The sequence below is a fragment of the Massilia sp. IC2-476 genome (genome assembly GCF_020707295.1).
GTDB lineage: Bacteria > Pseudomonadota > Gammaproteobacteria > Burkholderiales > Burkholderiaceae_D > Telluria.
In genome coordinates this window covers 480,807-496,432 of record NZ_JAJFER010000003.1, presented here as the reverse complement: position 1 = coordinate 496,432, position 15,626 = coordinate 480,807, and the positions used below count along the sequence as shown (strand labels likewise).

Sequence of the window (15,626 nt, the reverse complement as noted above, 5' to 3'; positions counted from 1 at the left end):
GATAGCTGCCGTGCTCAAGAGCGTGCGCTGACCGGATAGCCGGCGGCGTCGATCGCGGCGGCAATCTCGTCCAGTCCGGCATCGCTGTCGATGCGCACGCGCTTGGTCGGCAGGTCGATGCTGACCTTGGCGTCGGCATCGATACCCTGTACCGCTTTGGTCACGCGTCCGACGCAATGTCCGCAGCTCATGTCTTCTACAGTCAGTTCATACATGTGGGGTGCTCCTTGTTGAATGGGCGCATCGGCCCGGTTGGTGGATGAGGTTTCTTGTAGTGGAGGCTGGGGCCGCCAGCCGCGCAGCAGCAGCGCGTTGGCCACCACGCTCACGGAACTGAGGGCCATGGCCGCTCCCGCCAGTACGGGGTTGAGCAGGCCGAAGGCCGCCAGCGGGATACCGACCACGTTGTAGACGAAGGCCCAGCCGAGGTTCTGGCGGATCTTGGCATAGGTGCGCTGCGAGATCGTCACCGCATCCGCCACCAGGCCAGGGTCGCCGCGCATCAGGGTGATGCCGGCGGTCTGCATGGCGACGTCGGTGCCGCTGGCCATCGCGATGCCGACGTCGGCGGCGGCCAGCGCGGGGGCGTCGTTGATGCCGTCGCCAACCATCGCGACGCGGCGCCCGCCTTTCTTCAGTTCGCCGACCACGCGCGCCTTGTCGCCCGGCAGCACGCCGGCATGGTAGCGCGCGATCCCGGTCTGCGCCGCCACGGCGCGCGCCGCGCCTTCGCTGTCGCCGGTCAGCATGAGCGCCTCGATGCCCATGCGCTGCAGGCGCGCCACCGCGGCGGCCGCACCTGGCTTCAGGGTGTCGCCAAAGGCCAGCAGGCCGGCCACCTCGACTCCCCCCGCAGTCTGCAGCGCCAACCAGGACACGGTGCGTCCCTGCGCTTCATGAACGGCGCCCTGGGCGGCAAGCGCTCCCAGGCTGGCGCCCTGCTCCTGCATCAGCCGGGCATTGCCGAGCAAGACGGTGGCGCCGCCGACTTCGGCCTGCACGCCGCGTCCGGGCAGGACCCGGGCATGCGCCGCCGGCAAGGGCGCTGCGCCGCGCGTACCCGCCGCGTCGAGCACCGCCTGCGCCAGCGGATGGGTGCTGGCCTGCTGCATGCTGGCGGCCAGCTGCAGCACCCGCGCCGGGTCCGCGCCCTCGACCGCGACCAGTTGCGGCCGGCCCGCCGTCAGGGTGCCGGTCTTGTCGAACACCACCACGTCCAGCGCATGGGCGGTTTCCAGCGCCTCGGCGTCCTTGATCAGGATGCCGTGGCGCGCGGCCGCGCCGGTGCCGACCATGATCGACACCGGCGTGGCCAGGCCCAGCGCGCAGGGGCAGGCGATCACCTGCACCGCCACCGCATTGAGCAGCGCCGCCTGCCAGTCCCCGGTGGCCAGGCCCCAGCCCAGCAGGGTTGCGAGCGAGATCAGCAAGACCACCGGCACGAACACCGCGCTGACCCGGTCCACCAGGCGCTGGATCGGCGCCTTGACCGCCTGCGCATCCTCCACCATGCGGATGATCCGCGACAGCATGGTTTCCGCGCCCACCGCGGTGGCGCGCACCAGCAGCAGGCCGTCGGCATTCACGGCGCCGCCGGCCACCCGCTCGCCCGGGCCTTTCGCCACCGGCAGGCTTTCCCCGGTCAGCAGCGATTCGTCGAGATGGCTGCGCCCCTCTTCCACCTGGCCGTCGGCCGGCACCCGCTCGCCGGGACGCACCACCATCAGCTCGCCCACGCGCAGCTCGCCAAGCGGGATGCGCACGTCCGCGCCGTCGCGCCGCACCAGGGCCTCGTTGCTGCGCAGCGCTTCCAGCGCCCCGATCGCCCCCAGCGCCTGGCGCTTGGCGCGGCTTTCCAGCCACTTGCCGAGCAGGACCAGGGTGATCACCACCGCCGCCGATTCGAAATACAGGTGCGGCGCGCCATGGCTGCCCCCAGGGTGCGCCAGCAGCAGCCAGAGCGAGAGCCCGTAGGCGGCGCTGGTGCCGAGCGCGACCAGCAGGTCCATGTTCCCGCTGCCGGCGCGCGCCGCCTTCCAGCCGGCCCGGTAGAAGCGCGCGCCGAGCCAGAACTGCACCGGGGTCGCCAGCGCCAGTTGCAGCCAGCCCGGCAGCATCCAGTCGATGCCGAAGGGCTGGGCCAGCATCGGCGCGACCAGTGGCAGGCTGAGCAGTGCGGCGGCGGCCACCGGCCACCAGGCCGGCAGGCTGCCGGACGCGGGCGCTGCCTCCCCTGCCGGCGCGTCCGGCGCCGCGGCGCTCGCTTTGTAACCGGCCTCGTGCACGGCGGCGACCAGCTCGTCGAGCGTGGCAGCGCCGTGCACTGTGGCCTTCTCGGTCGCCAGGTTGACGGTCGCACCCGTCACGCCCGGCACTTTCTGCAGCGCCTTTTCGACCCGCGCCACGCAGGAGGCGCAGGTCATCCCCGCGACGCGCAGCACGGCGCCGCTGCCGGAATCCGTCCTCGTATCCATGTTCTTTCCTTTATCCATACCCGAAGGATATTCCTTCCCACGATGGGAAGGTCAAGCATCTTGTGCGGATCGTCCGCGCTTCGATTGAGCTCTTCGGTGGCACGGGCCTGGCGGCCGAACTAATGGACGAGTTGCCCGTCGAACCCGGACACGACCAAGAGGGAACCGTGATGCCTGTTTTTTGGAGAACCATGCTGGCCTGGCTGTCGGCTGCGCTGCTGGCCACGCTGCTGGCCGCCTGCAGCGGGAGCGACGAGGAGGACAAGCCCGACAGGCGTTCACAGGCCGAGCGGGCGGGAATCGGCGAGCTGCGCTCCGCGCCCGGCGCCACGGTGTTCGTTGCGAACCTCAGCTTCAGCCTGCGCAACTACGGCGACCTGACCGCCATCGCCTACAGCATCGAGCCGCGCGCCGGCACCTGGTCGAAGCCGCTGGCGGTCAGCGTCGACAAGTCCTGGCTCGACCGGCGCGGCGCCTACCAGTCCGGCAGCGCGCGCCTGGAACTGCCCGTGTTCGGCCTCTACGCCGCCCACGCGAACGGGGTGAAGCTGCGCGCCAGCTTCCGCGACGGCTCGCAGCACGACTTCCGCGCCACTGTCAGCACCGCGCCCTACGCCGGCCCGGCCGAGCTATATACCCGGCCCGACATCCGTACCGCGCGCAGTGCCGAACGGGCGCCCGGCCTGGACTTCGTGCTGGTCAGGAACGGCCTGAGCTCGCCGGTGGTGATCGATACCGACGGCCACATGCGCTGGACCGGCGCGCCGCTGGCCGACTCGTTCTCGTCGATGTTCGGCGACGGCAACTTCACGATCGGCAGCCAGAGCGAGCCGGTGCTGTACCGGATGGACGTCGGCGGTGCGTTCACCAGCGTGCGGCTGGATGTGCCCAAGTACACCAACTTCCACCACGAACTGGCGCCCGGCAAGACCGGCATGCTGGCCGAACTCGATGCGGTCGAGGGCGGCGTGAACCGCGTCGAATCCATCCTGGCCGAGATCGACGCCAGCGGCAAGGTCCTCAAGGAGTGGGACCTGGGCGGGATCTTCGCCGCCCATATGCGCGCCAGGGGCGACGACCCGTCCCGCTTCGTGGTCGACGGCGCCGACTGGTTCCACATGAACTCGGCCATCTACCATGCTCCCGACAATTCGCTCCTGATTTCCAGCCGCGAAAATTTCGTCGTGAAGCTCGACTACGACACTGGCGCCATCCGCTGGCTGTTCGGCGACACCAGCAAGCACTGGTACGTCAATTTTCCGTCGCTGCGCGCGCTGGCCTTGAGGCTGGTGGAAGGCAAGGCGCCGATCGGCCAGCACTCGCTGTCGGTCACGCCGGACGGCCAGCTGCTGCTCTTCAATAACGGCCTGGGCAGCCTGACGCAGCCACCGGGCGCGCCGCGTGGCGCCACCCGCAGTTTCAGCACGCCTTCGCGCTACGCCATCGACGAAACGGCAGGCAGCGCGCGTGAAGTCTGGACCTGGGAAGCCGACGGCGACCGCAGCCGCGCGCGCCTGTATTCGGACATCTGCTCGAGCGTCTACGAAGGCACGCCAGGCAACTACCTGGTGGCCTATTCGGTTGCCAATGCGCGCACCAGCGCCCGCCTGATCGGCGTCGACACGCATGGCAAGATTGCCTTCGATTTCGCCTACCCGACCAATGTCTGCGACACCGTATTCATGGCCCAGCCCTTGGCCTGGAACGACCTGAAGCTGCGCTAGCCGGACGCGCCGGCCGCTAGTACGGGCGGCGCGCCGAGCACACCCGACCGCGTCCGGCCTTTTTGGCCTGGTACATGTAGTGGTCGGCCTCCTTCAGCAGCTCGTCCGAGGAGCGCTCGATGCCGCCGCTGTCGAGGGCGATGCCGATGCTGGCGCGCACGCGCACCGCGCGGCCGGGCAGCTCCACCGGTTCCGAGATGCTGTTGATCAGCTTCTCGGCCACCATGTGGGCATCGTCGAAGGTATCGGCCATGTCCTCCAGCAGCACGGTGAATTCGTCGCCCGCCAGCCGGTACACGCTGTCGGTCTTGCGCACCCCGGCGCGCAGGCGCTCGGCGATCACGCCCAGCAGCAGGTCGCCGGCCTCGTGGCCCTGCGAATCGTTGACCGCCTTGAAGCCGTCCAGGTCGATGAACAGCATGCCGACCGCCTTCCCGCTGCGACGCGCCCGCGCCTGGGCCATCGGGATCGATTCGAGCAGCGCGCGCCGGTTCAGCAGGCCGGTCAGCAGGTCGTGCCGGTTCTCGTATTCGCGCTGGGCCTCGTCGTGTTTGCGCGCGCTGATGTCGTGCAGGAAGGCGCTGTACATGGTGCGCCCATCGAAGGCGAGCGCACGGATGCGCACCTCCACGGTCAGGCTGGCGCCGTCGCGCCGCAAGGCCGGCAGTTCCAGGCGCTGGTCGATGGCGCCGGCGAGCCGGGTCGACAGGAAGCCCTGCTCGCCCTGGCTGCGGCCACGCCGTTCTTCCGGCATGATCAACTCTTCGAGCTTGCGGCCCAGCGCTTCCTCGCGCGGCCAGCCGAAGGTTTCCTCGGCCTGGCGGTTCCAGTCCGTGATCGCGCCCGTCTCGTCCAGGCTGATGTAGGCGTCGTTGGCGTTTTCCACCACGCTGCGGATCTCCGCTTCGCGCGCCCGCAGCGCCGCTTCGGTCGCCCGTTGGCGCTCGACCGCCTCGGTGAGCCGGACATTGGCATCCTGCAGCTCGGCGGTGCGTTCCTGGACGCGGCGCTCGAGGTCTGCATTGAGCTGCGCCACCTGCTGCTGCGCGTGCTTTTCGGCGTCGATGTCCTTGATCACCGAAACGTAGTATTCCACTGCGCCGGCCTCGTTGCGCTTCGGCGAGACGTTCAGGTTCACCCACACCGGGCTGCCGTCCTTGCGCAGGTAGCGCTTCTCGAGCTGGTACTGGTCGAGTTCGCCCCGCTCCATCGCCTTTAGCAGATCGACGTCGGCCGTGATGTCGTCCGGATGGGTGATCTGCTGGAAGGTCAGGCGCCACAGCTCTTCTTCGCTGTAGCCGACGATGTCGCACAAGGCCTGGTTGACGCTGATCCAGCCGCCGTCCGGCGCCACCAGCGCGATGCCCACGCTGGCAATGTCGAAGATGGTGCGGAACCGCGCTTCGCTCGCGCCCAGCACTTCGCTCGACCGGGCCAGCTGCTCGCGCGCCACCGCCATCCGTTCGCGGTACTGCACCTCCTTGGTCAGGATCGCCGCCAGGTCGCCCAGCACCTGCGCCTCTTCCTCGCTCAAGGTGCGCGGTTTGGTGTCGAGCGCGCACAGGGTGCCGATCGCCAGGCCGGCCGTGGTGCGGATCGGCACCCCGGCATAGAAACGGATCTCGGGCGGGCCGTTGACCAGCGGGTTGTCGCTGAAGCGCGCGTCCTCGCGGGCGTCGTTCACCACCAGCGGCGCGCTCATGCCGATGGCATGGGCGCAGAAGGCGTGTTCGCGCGGCGTCTGCTCGGGTTCCAGCCCGACCCGCGACTTGAACCACTGGCGGTCGGCATCGACCAGCGAAAACAGGGCCATCGGCACATCGAGCAGGCGGCTGGCGAGGCGGGTCACGCGGTCGAAGACCGGTTCCGGCGGAGTATCGAGCAAATCAAGGGCGTCGAGCATCGACAGCCGGTCAAGTTCGTCGGGTGGCAAAGGGGCAGCTGGCATACACGTCCGTATGAGTGGGGTGACGGCCTGGCTGCCGTCCAGCCGGAACTCTACCAGAGATTGACTTTCCGACACAAAATTACCATGTCAGGCGTACCAACAATGTGTCGCGTTCGCGAGACTTCGTGACATTTAAGCCATGCAAGATGCTTATAATCAAGTAAGTCCGATTCCGAACCCGACCATGCGCCTTCTTTCCATCGTGACCTTTTGTCTTGCAGCCCTGTCCTGGCAGGCTGCTCCTGCCGCCGCTTCGGACGCCCCGGTCGGCGTCGCCGCCGGCAGCGTGCGCGAGGCCGAGCGCCAGCGCACCGTCGCCCTCAATGGACGCGACATCGAGCTCCTGCGCCGCCTCATCAGCGGCAACTACCGGCATGTCGAAACCAATGGCAGGCTGCGCACCAAGACCGAATTCCTGCAGGCGCTGGCGCGCGACGAATACCGCATCCGCAACTACGAAGTCGAGGACATGGATATCGAGCTGCTCGAGGATGGCGGGGTGGCGGTCGTCACCGGCACCTACCGCGCCACCCGTGCCGACCTCGGCGGCCAGCCGCTGCGCGGGCGTTACGTGCGGGTCTGGATCCGCCAGCCGGAGGGCTGGCGCATGAGCCTGCACCAGGGCACCGAGATCAGGCCCGCCGCCAGCTATTCGGCCGGCGGGGATCCGCGCGCGCTGCAATGACAGAGCAATCCAGGGCGCCGCGGAAGCGAAGCGTCTAGTCCACGGCGCGCATCGCTTCGCCGATGGCGTAGAACTGGCCGCCGGCGATGTGGTGGATGCTGCGGAATACCGGGTCGGCGCTCTCGAAATGCCAGTGGCCGTCGCGGAACACGCGATCGTCGGCCCAGGCGGCGGTCACTTCGCCGATGAACAGGTCGTAGGCCTGCTGGTTGTGCGGTTCCGGCACCAGCCGGCAGGCCAGCCAGGCCGAGCAGCCTTGCACCAGCGGCGCTTCCACGCCATCCATGCGCATCAGGGTCACGCCCGCGCGCGCCAGCTTGTCCGGCTCGGCGTTCAGGCTGCGGTTGCCGACTTCGTGCGTCAGGCGCAGCTGGCCGACGGTCGGCAACTGGATCACGAAGCTGCCGCTGCCCTCGACCAGGGCGCGCGTGCGGGTCGACTTGTCGAGGACCACGGTCAGTTTCGGCGGCGCGAAATCGAGGGCGCAGGCCCAGGCCGCGGCCATGACGTTCTCGACGCCCTCATGGCGCGCCGAGACCAGCACGGTCGGGCCGTGGTTGAGCAGGCGGTAAGCCTTCTCCAGCGGTACGGGTTGGATGTGCTCGTTCATGCGGTGTCCGGGGTGCGCAAAAACCGCAGTCTGCCACGGATGCGCCATGCGGCGCGCCGCCCTCCCCTTACCTGCCGTACTGCGCGTCCGTGACCTTCTCCATCCACACCACGTTCCTGCCCTCGACCGCGTTCTGGATCGCGATGTGGGTCAGCGCGGTGCCCGGCTGGGCGCCGTGCCAGTGCTTGACGCCCGGCGGCGTCCAGACCACGTCGCCGGCGCGGATGGTTTCCACCTGGCCGCCCCATTGCTGGATGCGCCCCACGCCCGCGGTGACGACCAGCACCTGGCCGGCCGGGTGCGTGTGCCAGGCCGAGCGCGCTCCCGGCTCGAAGCTCACGTAAGCGCCCGAGGTCGGCGATGGCCCTGTCGGCGCGAACAGCGGATCCACGCGCACGCTGCCGCTGAAGTTCTCGGCCGGTCCCTTGCTGGAAGCCTGGCTGCCGGCGCGCGTGATCACCATGTCCTGCGCCAGGGCCGATGCGCCCAGGCCCAGGCCCAGAATCGCAATGCATAAGTGCTTCATGTCGTCTCCTCGTGAATCGATGAACGGGCCAGTCGCGCCGCCTGCACGGCGAGCAGGCTGGCCACCACCAGCAGCGCGGCGCTGGCCGCGAAGGTCGCACGGTATCCGCTCAGGTCGAACAGCAGGCCGCCCACCGTGGCGCCGAGCATGATCGCCAGCTGGATCACGGCCACCATCAAGCCGCCGCCGGCTTCAGCATCCTTCGGCAGCGTGGTCGAGAGCCACATCCACCAGCCGACCGGCGCGGCGGTGGCGACCAGGCCCCAGGCGGCCAGCAGGACCGCGGTGGCGGGTTGCGAGCTGCCAAAGGCGATCAGGCTCGCCGCGAGCGCGGCCATCAGCAGCGGGATCCCGACCAGCACGCGGTACAGGCCGCGCTTGAGAAAGCCGCCGATCACGCTGGTGCCGACGAAGCCGGCCACGCCGACCAGCAGCAGCATGAAGGACAGCGTCGACACGTCGACCTGGGTCACGCGCTCGAGGAAGGGCCGCAGATATGTAAACAGTGCAAACTGCCCCATGAAGAACACCCCCACAGCCGCCATGCCGACGGCGACCGCGGGCTGCCGGCCCAGCTGCAGCAGCTGCGCAGGCTTGCCCCCGTTCTGCGCCGCCAGCCGCGGCAGGCTGGCGAGCTTCCATACCAGGGCCAGCGCCGCCACCGGCACCACGCAAAAGAAGGCGCCGCGCCAACCGACCAGCGCGCCAAGGTAGCTGCCCGCGGGCGCCGCCACCACCGTGGCGAGCGCATTGCCGCCATTGAGGATGGCGAGCGCGCGCGGCACATCAGGCGCGGGCACGAGGCGCATCGCGATCGCGGCCGACATCGACCAGAAGCCGCCGATGGCCACGCCGATCAGGGCCCGGCCCGCCATGAACACGCCATAGTTCGGCGCCAGCGCCACCAGGGTGCCGGACGCGATCATCAGGAGCGTCAGCCCGAGCAGCAGGCGCTTGCGGTCGATGCTGCCGGCCAGCCTCGGGAACAGCAGGCTGGTGACCAGCGCAAAGGCGCCGGAAATCGCGATGGCCTGCCCCGCCTGCCCTTCGCTGATGCCGAGATCGGTCGCGATCGGCGTCAGCAGGCTGACCGGCATGAATTCGGAGGCGATCAGCGCAAAGGCGCCCAGGGCCAGCGCGCACACGGCGCCCCAGGCCGCCGGGTGCTCTTGCCGCGCCAGCTCCGCGGCGGCGAGCTCGGGATGCATGCTGCCCATGCTTACGCCCCCAGCGTCGCGCTGTCGATCACGAAGCGGTACTTGACCTCGCCCGCCAGCATGCGCTCGTAAGCGGCGTTGATCTCATCAGCGCGAATCAGCTCGATGTCGGCGACGATGCCGTGTTCGGCGCAGAAGTCCAGCATTTCCTGGGTTTCCGGGATCCCGCCGATCATCGAGCCGGCCAGTGCACGGCGCTTCATGATCAGGTTGAATACCTGCGGCGACGGATGCGGCGTCGAGGGTGCGCCGACCAGCACCATGGTGCCGTCGCGCTTCAAGAGTGTGAGATAGGCGTCGAGGTCGTGCGGCGCCGCCACCGTGTTGACGATCAGGTCCAGGCTTTGCGCCTGGGCCGCCATGGCGCTTGGATCGCGCGAGACCACCACCTCATGCGCGCCGAGGGCCTCGGCATCGGCACGCTTCGATTCGGAGGTGGTGAACGCGACCACGTGGGCACCGAGCGCGCGCGCCAGCTTGATGCCCATGTGTCCCAGCCCGCCGATGCCGACGATGCCGACCCGCTTGCCGGGGCCGGCGTTCCAGTGGCGCAGCGGCGACCAGGTCGTGATCCCGGCGCACAGCAGCGGCGCCACCGCAGCCAGCTGCGAGGCGTCGTGACCGACGCGCAGGACGAAGCGTTCGTGGACCACGATGCTCTGCGAGTAGCCGCCCAGCGTGTGGCCGGGCGCGTCCGGCGTTGGCCCGTTGTAGGTGCCGACCATGCCGTCGCAGTAGTTTTCCAGGCCCGCCTCGCAATCGGCGCAGTGCCGGCAGCTGTCGACCATGCAGCCGACGCCGACCAGGTCGCCCACCTGGTGACGCGTCACGTGCGCGCCGACGGCGGACACGCGGCCGACGATCTCGTGCCCCGGCACGCAGGGATACAGGGTGCCGGCCCATTCGCCGCGTACCTGGTGCAGGTCCGAATGGCAGACGCCGCAGAAGGCGATGTCGATCTGGACGTCGTGCGCGCCGGGATCGCGGCGCGTGATGCTGAGTAATTCGAGTGGCTGGTCGCCCGCGTGGGCGCCATAGGCGTGGACAGTCATGCTGCTTCCTTCCATGTTCTGCAAAGGCTGCATGGTAGCGGCTGGATGCTTGCCAAAACGGCGCCGGATTTGCATGGGCTTATGAATGCGCGTCATGAATAAGACGGTCCATTCGTGCGAGAATTTGCATAATCTCCTGAAAGCTCCCATGGCCCGCGACAACATCAACGACATCCTGGTCTTCCTCGCCGTCGCGCGCGAGCGCAGCTTCACCCGCGCCGCCGCCCGGCTCGGCATGACCCAATCCGCGCTCAGCCACATCGTCCGTTCGCTCGAACAGCGCCTGGGCGTGCGCCTGCTCACCCGCACCACGCGCAGCGTCTCGCCCACCGAGGCGGGCGAACGCCTGATCCAGAACGTCGCGCCGAAGCTGGAAGAGATCGAGGCCGAGATCGCCGACATCAGCGACCTGGGCGACAAGCCGGTGGGCACGGTGCGCATCACCGCGATCGACCACGTGATCGAACGCATCCTGTGGCCGCGCATCGCGCCGCTGCTGCCGCAATACCCGGACCTGCACGTGGAATTCAGCGCCGACTACCGCATCGTCGACATCGCCGCCGAGCGCTTCGACATCGGCGTGCGCCATGGCGACCAGGTCGACAAGGACATGGTCGCGGTGCGCCTCACCCCGGACGTGCGCATGCACATCGTCGGCGCACCCGCCTATTTCGAACGGCGGCCGAAGCCGACGTCGCTGCCCGAACTCATGAAGCACAACTGCATCGCCCTGCGCCTGTCCAGCAGCGGCGGCATCTACGCCTGGGAACTGCAGCACGAGGGCGAAGCGATCGACGCACGGGTGCGCGGGCAGCTGGTCTTCAACGAGGCCGCGCATCAGCTGGCGGCGGCCCTGGCCGGCGCCGGCCTGGCCTTCCTGCCCGACGAGCTGGTCGCCGAGCACCTCCGCAGCGGACGCCTGGTCAGCGTGATGGACGACTGGTGTCCGCGCTTTCCCGGCCTGCACGCCTTTTATCCCAGCCGGCGCCATTCCTCGCGCCCCTTGGCCCTGGTGATCGAGGCGATCCGCCATCGCACGCCCTGAGCTTAAAAATTTGCACGGTGTTTGATCTGCATCATCCGCACATGTGACGCACACCTTCACTGGGCGTAGAGTCTTCGCTGCCGGGCGCCTTCTTTCCGTACGGCCCGGCGCATCGTCCAGAAGGAGCTGCCATGTACAAGACCATCATTGTCCATGTCGACGAGAGCCCGCTCACCGAGGCCAGGGTGCGCGCCGCTGCCGGACTCGCCGCCACCCACGAATCCCACCTGGTGGGCTGCGCCGCCACCGGCATGTCCTGGCCCGCCTATGCGATGCTGACCGGCTCGATGGCGGTCACTCCTGTCAACGAATTCGAGGTTCTGCGCAGCACGGCGCGCGCTTGCCTGGAACGCTTCATGGAGCGCGCCCGCCGGCTGGGCGTGGAATCGCTGGAACAGCGTATGGTCGAAGACGAGAACCGCGACGCCCTGCTGCTGCAGGCGCGCTATGCCGACCTGGTGGTCACCGGCCAGGACGCGGGCGACGCCGCCACCGTGCGCGGCCTGCCGCAATACCTGGCCATGCACGGCGTACGCCCGGTGCTGGTGGTGCCGCCCAGCTACGAGGGCGCGCCGATCGCCGACAGCGTGGTGGTCGGCTGGGACGGCAGCGCCCAGGCGATCCGCGCCATCGCCGGCGCCATGCCGGTGCTGACGCGCGCCCGCAGCGTACGCCTGGCGCTGGTCAACGCGGACCTCGAATCCGGCCTGCACGGCGACGAGCCGGGCGCCGACATGGCGCTCTACCTGGCCCGCCACGGCGTGCGGGTGGAGGTAGTGCGCGAGCGCGCCCAGGCCAGCGTCGGCGACGCCCTGATCGCCATCGCCCGGGACAGCGGCGCCGACCTGCTGGTCACCGGCGCCTTCGGCCACAGCCGCTACCGCGAGATCGTGCTGGGCGGCGTCACCCGGGTGCTGCTCGACCGCGCCCCGCTGCCGGTGCTGATGGCGCACTGAGCCTCCCGGCCCCGGAAGCGGCCGATGCACGGCGTTGCCTGTGATCCGAATCAATTTCTCTTGAGAGATGAATTGCCGCAGCTTGCACGATAACCCACACTCTCTCCATCACCGCCCCGCAGTATCGAGCTGCGCGGCGCGTCGTCAACGACCGGGGGAGAGAAGTGCATGAGCAAGCATCCCATTGAACTTCCCGATGCCGTCCTGAACGCTTCCTTTCTTGCACTGCTGCTGTCGCTTGCAGGCTGGACGCTGGTCGAGGCCTGGCTGCTGGCGGTGCACGCGGGGCTGCGCGCGCATCTGCTGGCGAGCGCGGCGGGCCTGGGCTTCGCCTATTTCTCGGCCAAGCGCCTGGCCCCGATCGGGCAGCACCCATCCGGCGGGCGCCAGCGTATTTCGCGCACCGACTTCTGGTGCGCCCTGTGGCTCCTGGCGATCGGCGGCCTGCTCGGCATGGTGGCGATGCGAGCAGCAAGCCTGCTCCTGCTGGCCGTGCTCTGCGCCCTGTATGTCCTGCCCTGGTCGCGCATGGCCCTGTGCCGCCGGCGCCCGCTGCCTGCAGGCGTCTGGACCTGGGCCGGCATGGCGCTGGCCGTGTTCGGACTGGACACGAGGGATCCCATGTTCCTGCCGCTCGCCGGCTGGATCTGCTGGGCCTGCGCATCCCTGACGCTGCTGAACCGGACGCTGCGTCTGCGGCGCGCCGGACATCTCTCATGCGGGACAACGCTGGGGTTCACGAACCATGGGTAAAGCGATGGCATCCAGGCGCAAGATACGCTCGCGGGAACGCGGGGCCTTCGCGGTCATGTTCGTTCCGCTCCTGATCGTCATCATCGGCTTTTGCGGCCTGGCGCTGGACATGGGCCGGCTGTACAACCGGAAGGTGGACCTGAGCGGCCTGTCGAAAGCCGTGGCGCTGGCCGCCGCGCGCGAACTCAACGGGACACCCGAGGGCATCCAGCAGGCGAAGCTGAAAGCCCGCGAAACGGCCGAGCGCCTGCGATATTCGTACTACGGCAGCGGCATTCCCGTCACCTGGAGCGAAGCGGCGCTCAGCTTCGGCACCTCCCCGTCCCGCTCCGGGACCTGGACCCCGGCCTCGGACTTCGGCGCCGGCTCGACCGCCGATGCGTCCCGGATCTACTTCGCCAAAGTGGACAGCGACGGCCTCGACGCCGATATCAGCACCGTCGACACCATCTTCATGAGGATCCTCTACAGCAGCCTGGCCAATATCCACGTCCAGGACAGTGCAGTGGCGGGCCGGGCATCCATCAATGTCATGCCGATCGCCGTCTGCGCCATGTCCACGGAAAGGGCCGAAGCCCGCAACGCGACGCCCGGTGGCGGCGGGACCGCGCTGTCCGAACTGGTGCAATACGGCTTTCGGCGCGGTGTCAGCTACGACCTGATGCAGCTCAACCCGAACGGTACCAGCCCGGCCAGGTATGCCGTGAACCCGACCGTGGCGCCGGGAGCGGCAGGCTCTGCGTTTACCATATCGCGGCTCGCGCCTTTCCTGTGCAATGGAACGATGTGGGTGCCGCGCCTCTCGGGCGACGACATCCGCGTCTCGCCGCTGCCGTCGTCGCCGCTCGTGGATCTGCATGCCGCGCTCAACTCCCGCTTCAACGAGTATGGCGGGAGCAGCTGCCAGTCCAACGTGTCGCCGCCCGACGCCAACATCAAGAAGTACGCCTACGACCAGGTGGACGGCGTGAAGTGGATGGATCCTGCCCTGGGCAAGCCGGCGGCCCTGACGACGACGGCACGCAACAAGCTGGAAACGGTCGCCGACCTGCCCGACGATCACGCGAGCCTGCCGAGCTCGAGAGGCGACTACGGCCCGCTCTGGTCCTATGCCAGGGCAGCCAGGGCGCCGACGCCAGTGACCGCCGAACCCAGCGGCGGCTATTCCTCTTTCGATACGGCCTCGTGGGCAACCCTGTACAAGAGTGGACCGGCCACGCTCGGCACGTATCCGGGCTCGACATCGACGCCCTACCAGGCGACCACCGCCACCAACGGCTTTTTCGCGGCACCGGCGGTGCCGGCGGGAACCGTCGCAACCCGCCACCGGCGCGTGCTGCACATCCCGCTGCTGTCGTGTTCGCCCGACAACCCGGCCGGCGCCAATGCGAGCGCACGCGTCGCTGCGATCGGGAAGTTTTTCATGACCGTTCCTGCGACCCAGGACACATTGATTGCCGAATTCAGCGGACTGGTGTTGGAACAGTCGCTGTCCGGCGAAGTGAGGCTGTATCCATGAAGATTCCCGTCCCCCTGCGTTCCTCGCCCACGCGCCAGCTTGGCGTGGCGGCCGTCGAAGCGGCGCTGCTGCTGCCGATCCTGATCGTGTTCCTGAGCCTGCCGCTTTTCTACGCACGCTGCATGTGGCACTACACCGTGGCCCAGAAGGCGGCGCAGGATGCGGCGCGCTACCTGGCCTCGGTGCCGAAGGCCGAGATGCTGTCGACGACCCTGGGCGCGGCGGCCGCGAACCGGGCGGTGGAAATCGCCACCAGGGAAATCGCCGAACTCGCACCCGGCGGCGAAATGATTTCGCCGTCGGCCTATTGCAATGGCGCGACCTGCGGCCGCATGATCCCGATCGGCTCGCTCCCGACCCGGGTGACGGTCGAGTTCGGGTTCTATATGGCGGACCCGATCTTCAATATCGAACTGTTTGGTCCGATTTCGATCAACGCGTCTGTGACGGTGAATTATGTGGGCAGCTGATCCGGCACGGCGCAAGCGGCGCCAGGGCGGCACGTCCGCGATCGAGTTCGCGCTGCTGGCCGCGGTCTTCTTCACCCTGGTCTTCGGCGTGATCGAGCTTGCGCGCCTGATGTACGTCTTTAACACCTTGCAGGAAGTTACGCGCCGGGCGGCCGAAGCTGCGGCGCACGTGTATCCGGACGATGCCGACGGTCTTGCCCGCGTCAGGCAGTACGCGGTGTTCCGGGATTCGCCTGGGGGGCTGATCCTGGCGCCTCCCGTGACCGACGCCCATATCCGGCTCAGCTACCTGAACTATGATTTGAATGCGATTCCGAGCGGATCGCGGCCGGCCAGCGCGCTGCTCAACCGGGAAATCTGCATGACCAATCCGTATGCGGCCAATTGCATCCGGTTTGTCCAGGCGCAGGTGTGCCGGCCGGAGGTCGAGGGCGATTGCGAGGCGCCGACCTCGCAGATGCTGATTCCCTTGATTGATTTGCGGATTCCCTTGCATCGGGCGACGACCATTGTGACGGCGGAGTCCTTGGGGTATGTGCCGGGGGGGGTGCCGTGTCCGTGTCCGTGACACTTCACTGCATAAGTGGCGGAGAGGCGCGAGCTGTGCTCGCGGGGCGCCCGCGGGGCGGGCGCAAAGTGGGGATTCG

Annotated in this window: 14 protein-coding genes; 8 read left to right on the top strand and 6 right to left on the bottom strand. The window is 68.5% G+C overall.

What is annotated here, in order from left to right; translation table 11 throughout:
- Positions 1-14: 14 nt before the first annotated feature.
- Complete coding sequence (locus LK539_RS11265; RefSeq protein WP_227800998.1) at positions 15-2,474, bottom strand: heavy metal translocating P-type ATPase; 2,460 nt, start codon at positions 2,472-2,474, stop codon at positions 15-17.
- Positions 2,475-2,665: 191 nt separating this feature from the next.
- Here LK539_RS11265 and LK539_RS11260 point away from each other — a divergent pair, with 191 nt between their 5' ends.
- Positions 2,666-4,198 (top strand): aryl-sulfate sulfotransferase, encoded by a 1,533-nt coding sequence (locus tag LK539_RS11260; RefSeq protein ID WP_227800997.1) that lies wholly within the window; start codon positions 2,666-2,668, stop codon positions 4,196-4,198.
- A 16-nt stretch (positions 4,199-4,214) separates the two neighbouring features.
- Here the strand turns inward: LK539_RS11260 and LK539_RS11255 are convergent, their stop codons facing one another.
- Positions 4,215-6,146: a PAS domain S-box protein gene (locus LK539_RS11255; protein ID WP_227800996.1), complete on the bottom strand. Its 1,932-nt coding sequence runs from the start codon at positions 6,144-6,146 to the stop codon at positions 4,215-4,217.
- Positions 6,147-6,330: 184 nt separating this feature from the next.
- On the opposite strand from LK539_RS11255, the gene LK539_RS11250 reads away from it, so the two are divergent.
- A complete protein-coding gene (locus LK539_RS11250) occupies positions 6,331-6,831 on the top strand; it encodes a nuclear transport factor 2 family protein (protein ID WP_227800995.1) in 501 nt (166 codons plus the stop codon).
- A gap of 34 nt (positions 6,832-6,865) precedes the next feature.
- On the opposite strand, the gene LK539_RS11245 is transcribed toward LK539_RS11250, so the two are convergent.
- The 4 genes from LK539_RS11245 to LK539_RS11230 form a co-directional block, all read right to left on the bottom strand.
- Positions 6,866-7,441 carry a flavin reductase family protein gene (locus LK539_RS11245; RefSeq protein ID WP_227800994.1) on the bottom strand — a complete coding sequence of 192 codons (576 nt, stop codon included), beginning with the start codon at positions 7,439-7,441 and terminating at the stop codon, positions 6,866-6,868.
- A gap of 67 nt (positions 7,442-7,508) precedes the next feature.
- Positions 7,509-7,967, bottom strand: a complete 459-nt coding sequence (locus LK539_RS11240; protein WP_227800993.1) for a cupin domain-containing protein — start codon at positions 7,965-7,967, stop codon at positions 7,509-7,511.
- The gene (locus LK539_RS11235; RefSeq protein WP_373889534.1) at positions 7,964-9,175 is read right to left on the bottom strand and encodes an MFS transporter; all 1,212 of its coding nucleotides are present in this window, start codon (positions 9,173-9,175) and stop codon (positions 7,964-7,966) included. Before LK539_RS11235 ends, LK539_RS11240 begins: the two co-directional genes overlap by 4 nt.
- Positions 9,176-9,186: 11 nt before the next feature.
- Positions 9,187-10,236, bottom strand: a complete 1,050-nt coding sequence (locus LK539_RS11230) for an NAD(P)-dependent alcohol dehydrogenase (protein WP_227800991.1) — start codon at positions 10,234-10,236, stop codon at positions 9,187-9,189.
- 148 nt (positions 10,237-10,384) lie between these two features.
- Here LK539_RS11230 and LK539_RS11225 point away from each other — a divergent pair, with 148 nt between their 5' ends.
- The 6 genes from LK539_RS11225 to LK539_RS11200 all read left to right on the top strand — a co-directional run bounded on the left by LK539_RS11225 (position 10,385) and on the right by LK539_RS11200 (position 15,547).
- The gene (locus tag LK539_RS11225) at positions 10,385-11,281 is read left to right on the top strand and encodes a LysR family transcriptional regulator (protein WP_227800990.1); all 897 of its coding nucleotides are present in this window, start codon (positions 10,385-10,387) and stop codon (positions 11,279-11,281) included.
- 131 nt (positions 11,282-11,412) lie between these two features.
- Positions 11,413-12,237 (top strand): universal stress protein, encoded by an 825-nt coding sequence (locus LK539_RS11220; RefSeq protein ID WP_227800989.1) that lies wholly within the window; start codon positions 11,413-11,415, stop codon positions 12,235-12,237.
- Positions 12,238-12,405: 168 nt separating this feature from the next.
- The gene (locus LK539_RS11215; protein ID WP_227800988.1) at positions 12,406-12,990 is read left to right on the top strand and encodes a hypothetical protein; all 585 of its coding nucleotides are present in this window, start codon (positions 12,406-12,408) and stop codon (positions 12,988-12,990) included.
- On the top strand, positions 12,983-14,509 hold the full coding sequence (locus LK539_RS11210; protein WP_307729099.1) for a pilus assembly protein TadG-related protein: 1,527 nt from the start codon (positions 12,983-12,985) through the stop codon (positions 14,507-14,509). Before LK539_RS11215 ends, LK539_RS11210 begins: the two co-directional genes overlap by 8 nt.
- Complete coding sequence (locus LK539_RS11205) at positions 14,506-14,979, top strand: TadE family protein (RefSeq protein WP_227800987.1); 474 nt, start codon at positions 14,506-14,508, stop codon at positions 14,977-14,979. The genes LK539_RS11210 and LK539_RS11205 overlap by 4 nt, the downstream gene beginning before the upstream one ends.
- A complete protein-coding gene (locus LK539_RS11200) occupies positions 14,966-15,547 on the top strand; it encodes a TadE/TadG family type IV pilus assembly protein (protein ID WP_227800986.1) in 582 nt (193 codons plus the stop codon). Before LK539_RS11205 ends, LK539_RS11200 begins: the two co-directional genes overlap by 14 nt.
- The last annotated feature ends 79 nt before the right edge of the window (positions 15,548-15,626 follow it).

Coding starts and splice junctions, on each gene's coding strand:
- LK539_RS11265 (WP_227800998.1), bottom strand. CDS start 2,474: ATGGATACGAGGACGGATTCCGGCAGCGGCGCCGTGCTGCGCGTCGCG.
- LK539_RS11235 (WP_373889534.1), bottom strand. CDS start 9,175: ATGCATCCCGAGCTCGCCGCCGCGGAGCTGGCGCGGCAAGAGCACCCG.
- LK539_RS11200 (WP_227800986.1), top strand. CDS start 14,966: ATGTGGGCAGCTGATCCGGCACGGCGCAAGCGGCGCCAGGGCGGCACG.
- LK539_RS11245 (WP_227800994.1), bottom strand. CDS start 7,441: ATGAACGAGCACATCCAACCCGTACCGCTGGAGAAGGCTTACCGCCTG.
- LK539_RS11230 (WP_227800991.1), bottom strand. CDS start 10,236: ATGACTGTCCACGCCTATGGCGCCCACGCGGGCGACCAGCCACTCGAA.
- LK539_RS11240 (WP_227800993.1), bottom strand. CDS start 7,967: ATGAAGCACTTATGCATTGCGATTCTGGGCCTGGGCCTGGGCGCATCG.
- LK539_RS11260 (WP_227800997.1), top strand. CDS start 2,666: ATGCTGGCCTGGCTGTCGGCTGCGCTGCTGGCCACGCTGCTGGCCGCC.
- LK539_RS11250 (WP_227800995.1), top strand. CDS start 6,331: ATGCGCCTTCTTTCCATCGTGACCTTTTGTCTTGCAGCCCTGTCCTGG.
- LK539_RS11255 (WP_227800996.1), bottom strand. CDS start 6,146: ATGCCAGCTGCCCCTTTGCCACCCGACGAACTTGACCGGCTGTCGATG.
- LK539_RS11225 (WP_227800990.1), top strand. CDS start 10,385: ATGGCCCGCGACAACATCAACGACATCCTGGTCTTCCTCGCCGTCGCG.
- LK539_RS11210 (WP_307729099.1), top strand. CDS start 12,983: ATGGGTAAAGCGATGGCATCCAGGCGCAAGATACGCTCGCGGGAACGC.
- LK539_RS11205 (WP_227800987.1), top strand. CDS start 14,506: ATGAAGATTCCCGTCCCCCTGCGTTCCTCGCCCACGCGCCAGCTTGGC.
- LK539_RS11220 (WP_227800989.1), top strand. CDS start 11,413: ATGTACAAGACCATCATTGTCCATGTCGACGAGAGCCCGCTCACCGAG.
- LK539_RS11215 (WP_227800988.1), top strand. CDS start 12,406: ATGAGCAAGCATCCCATTGAACTTCCCGATGCCGTCCTGAACGCTTCC.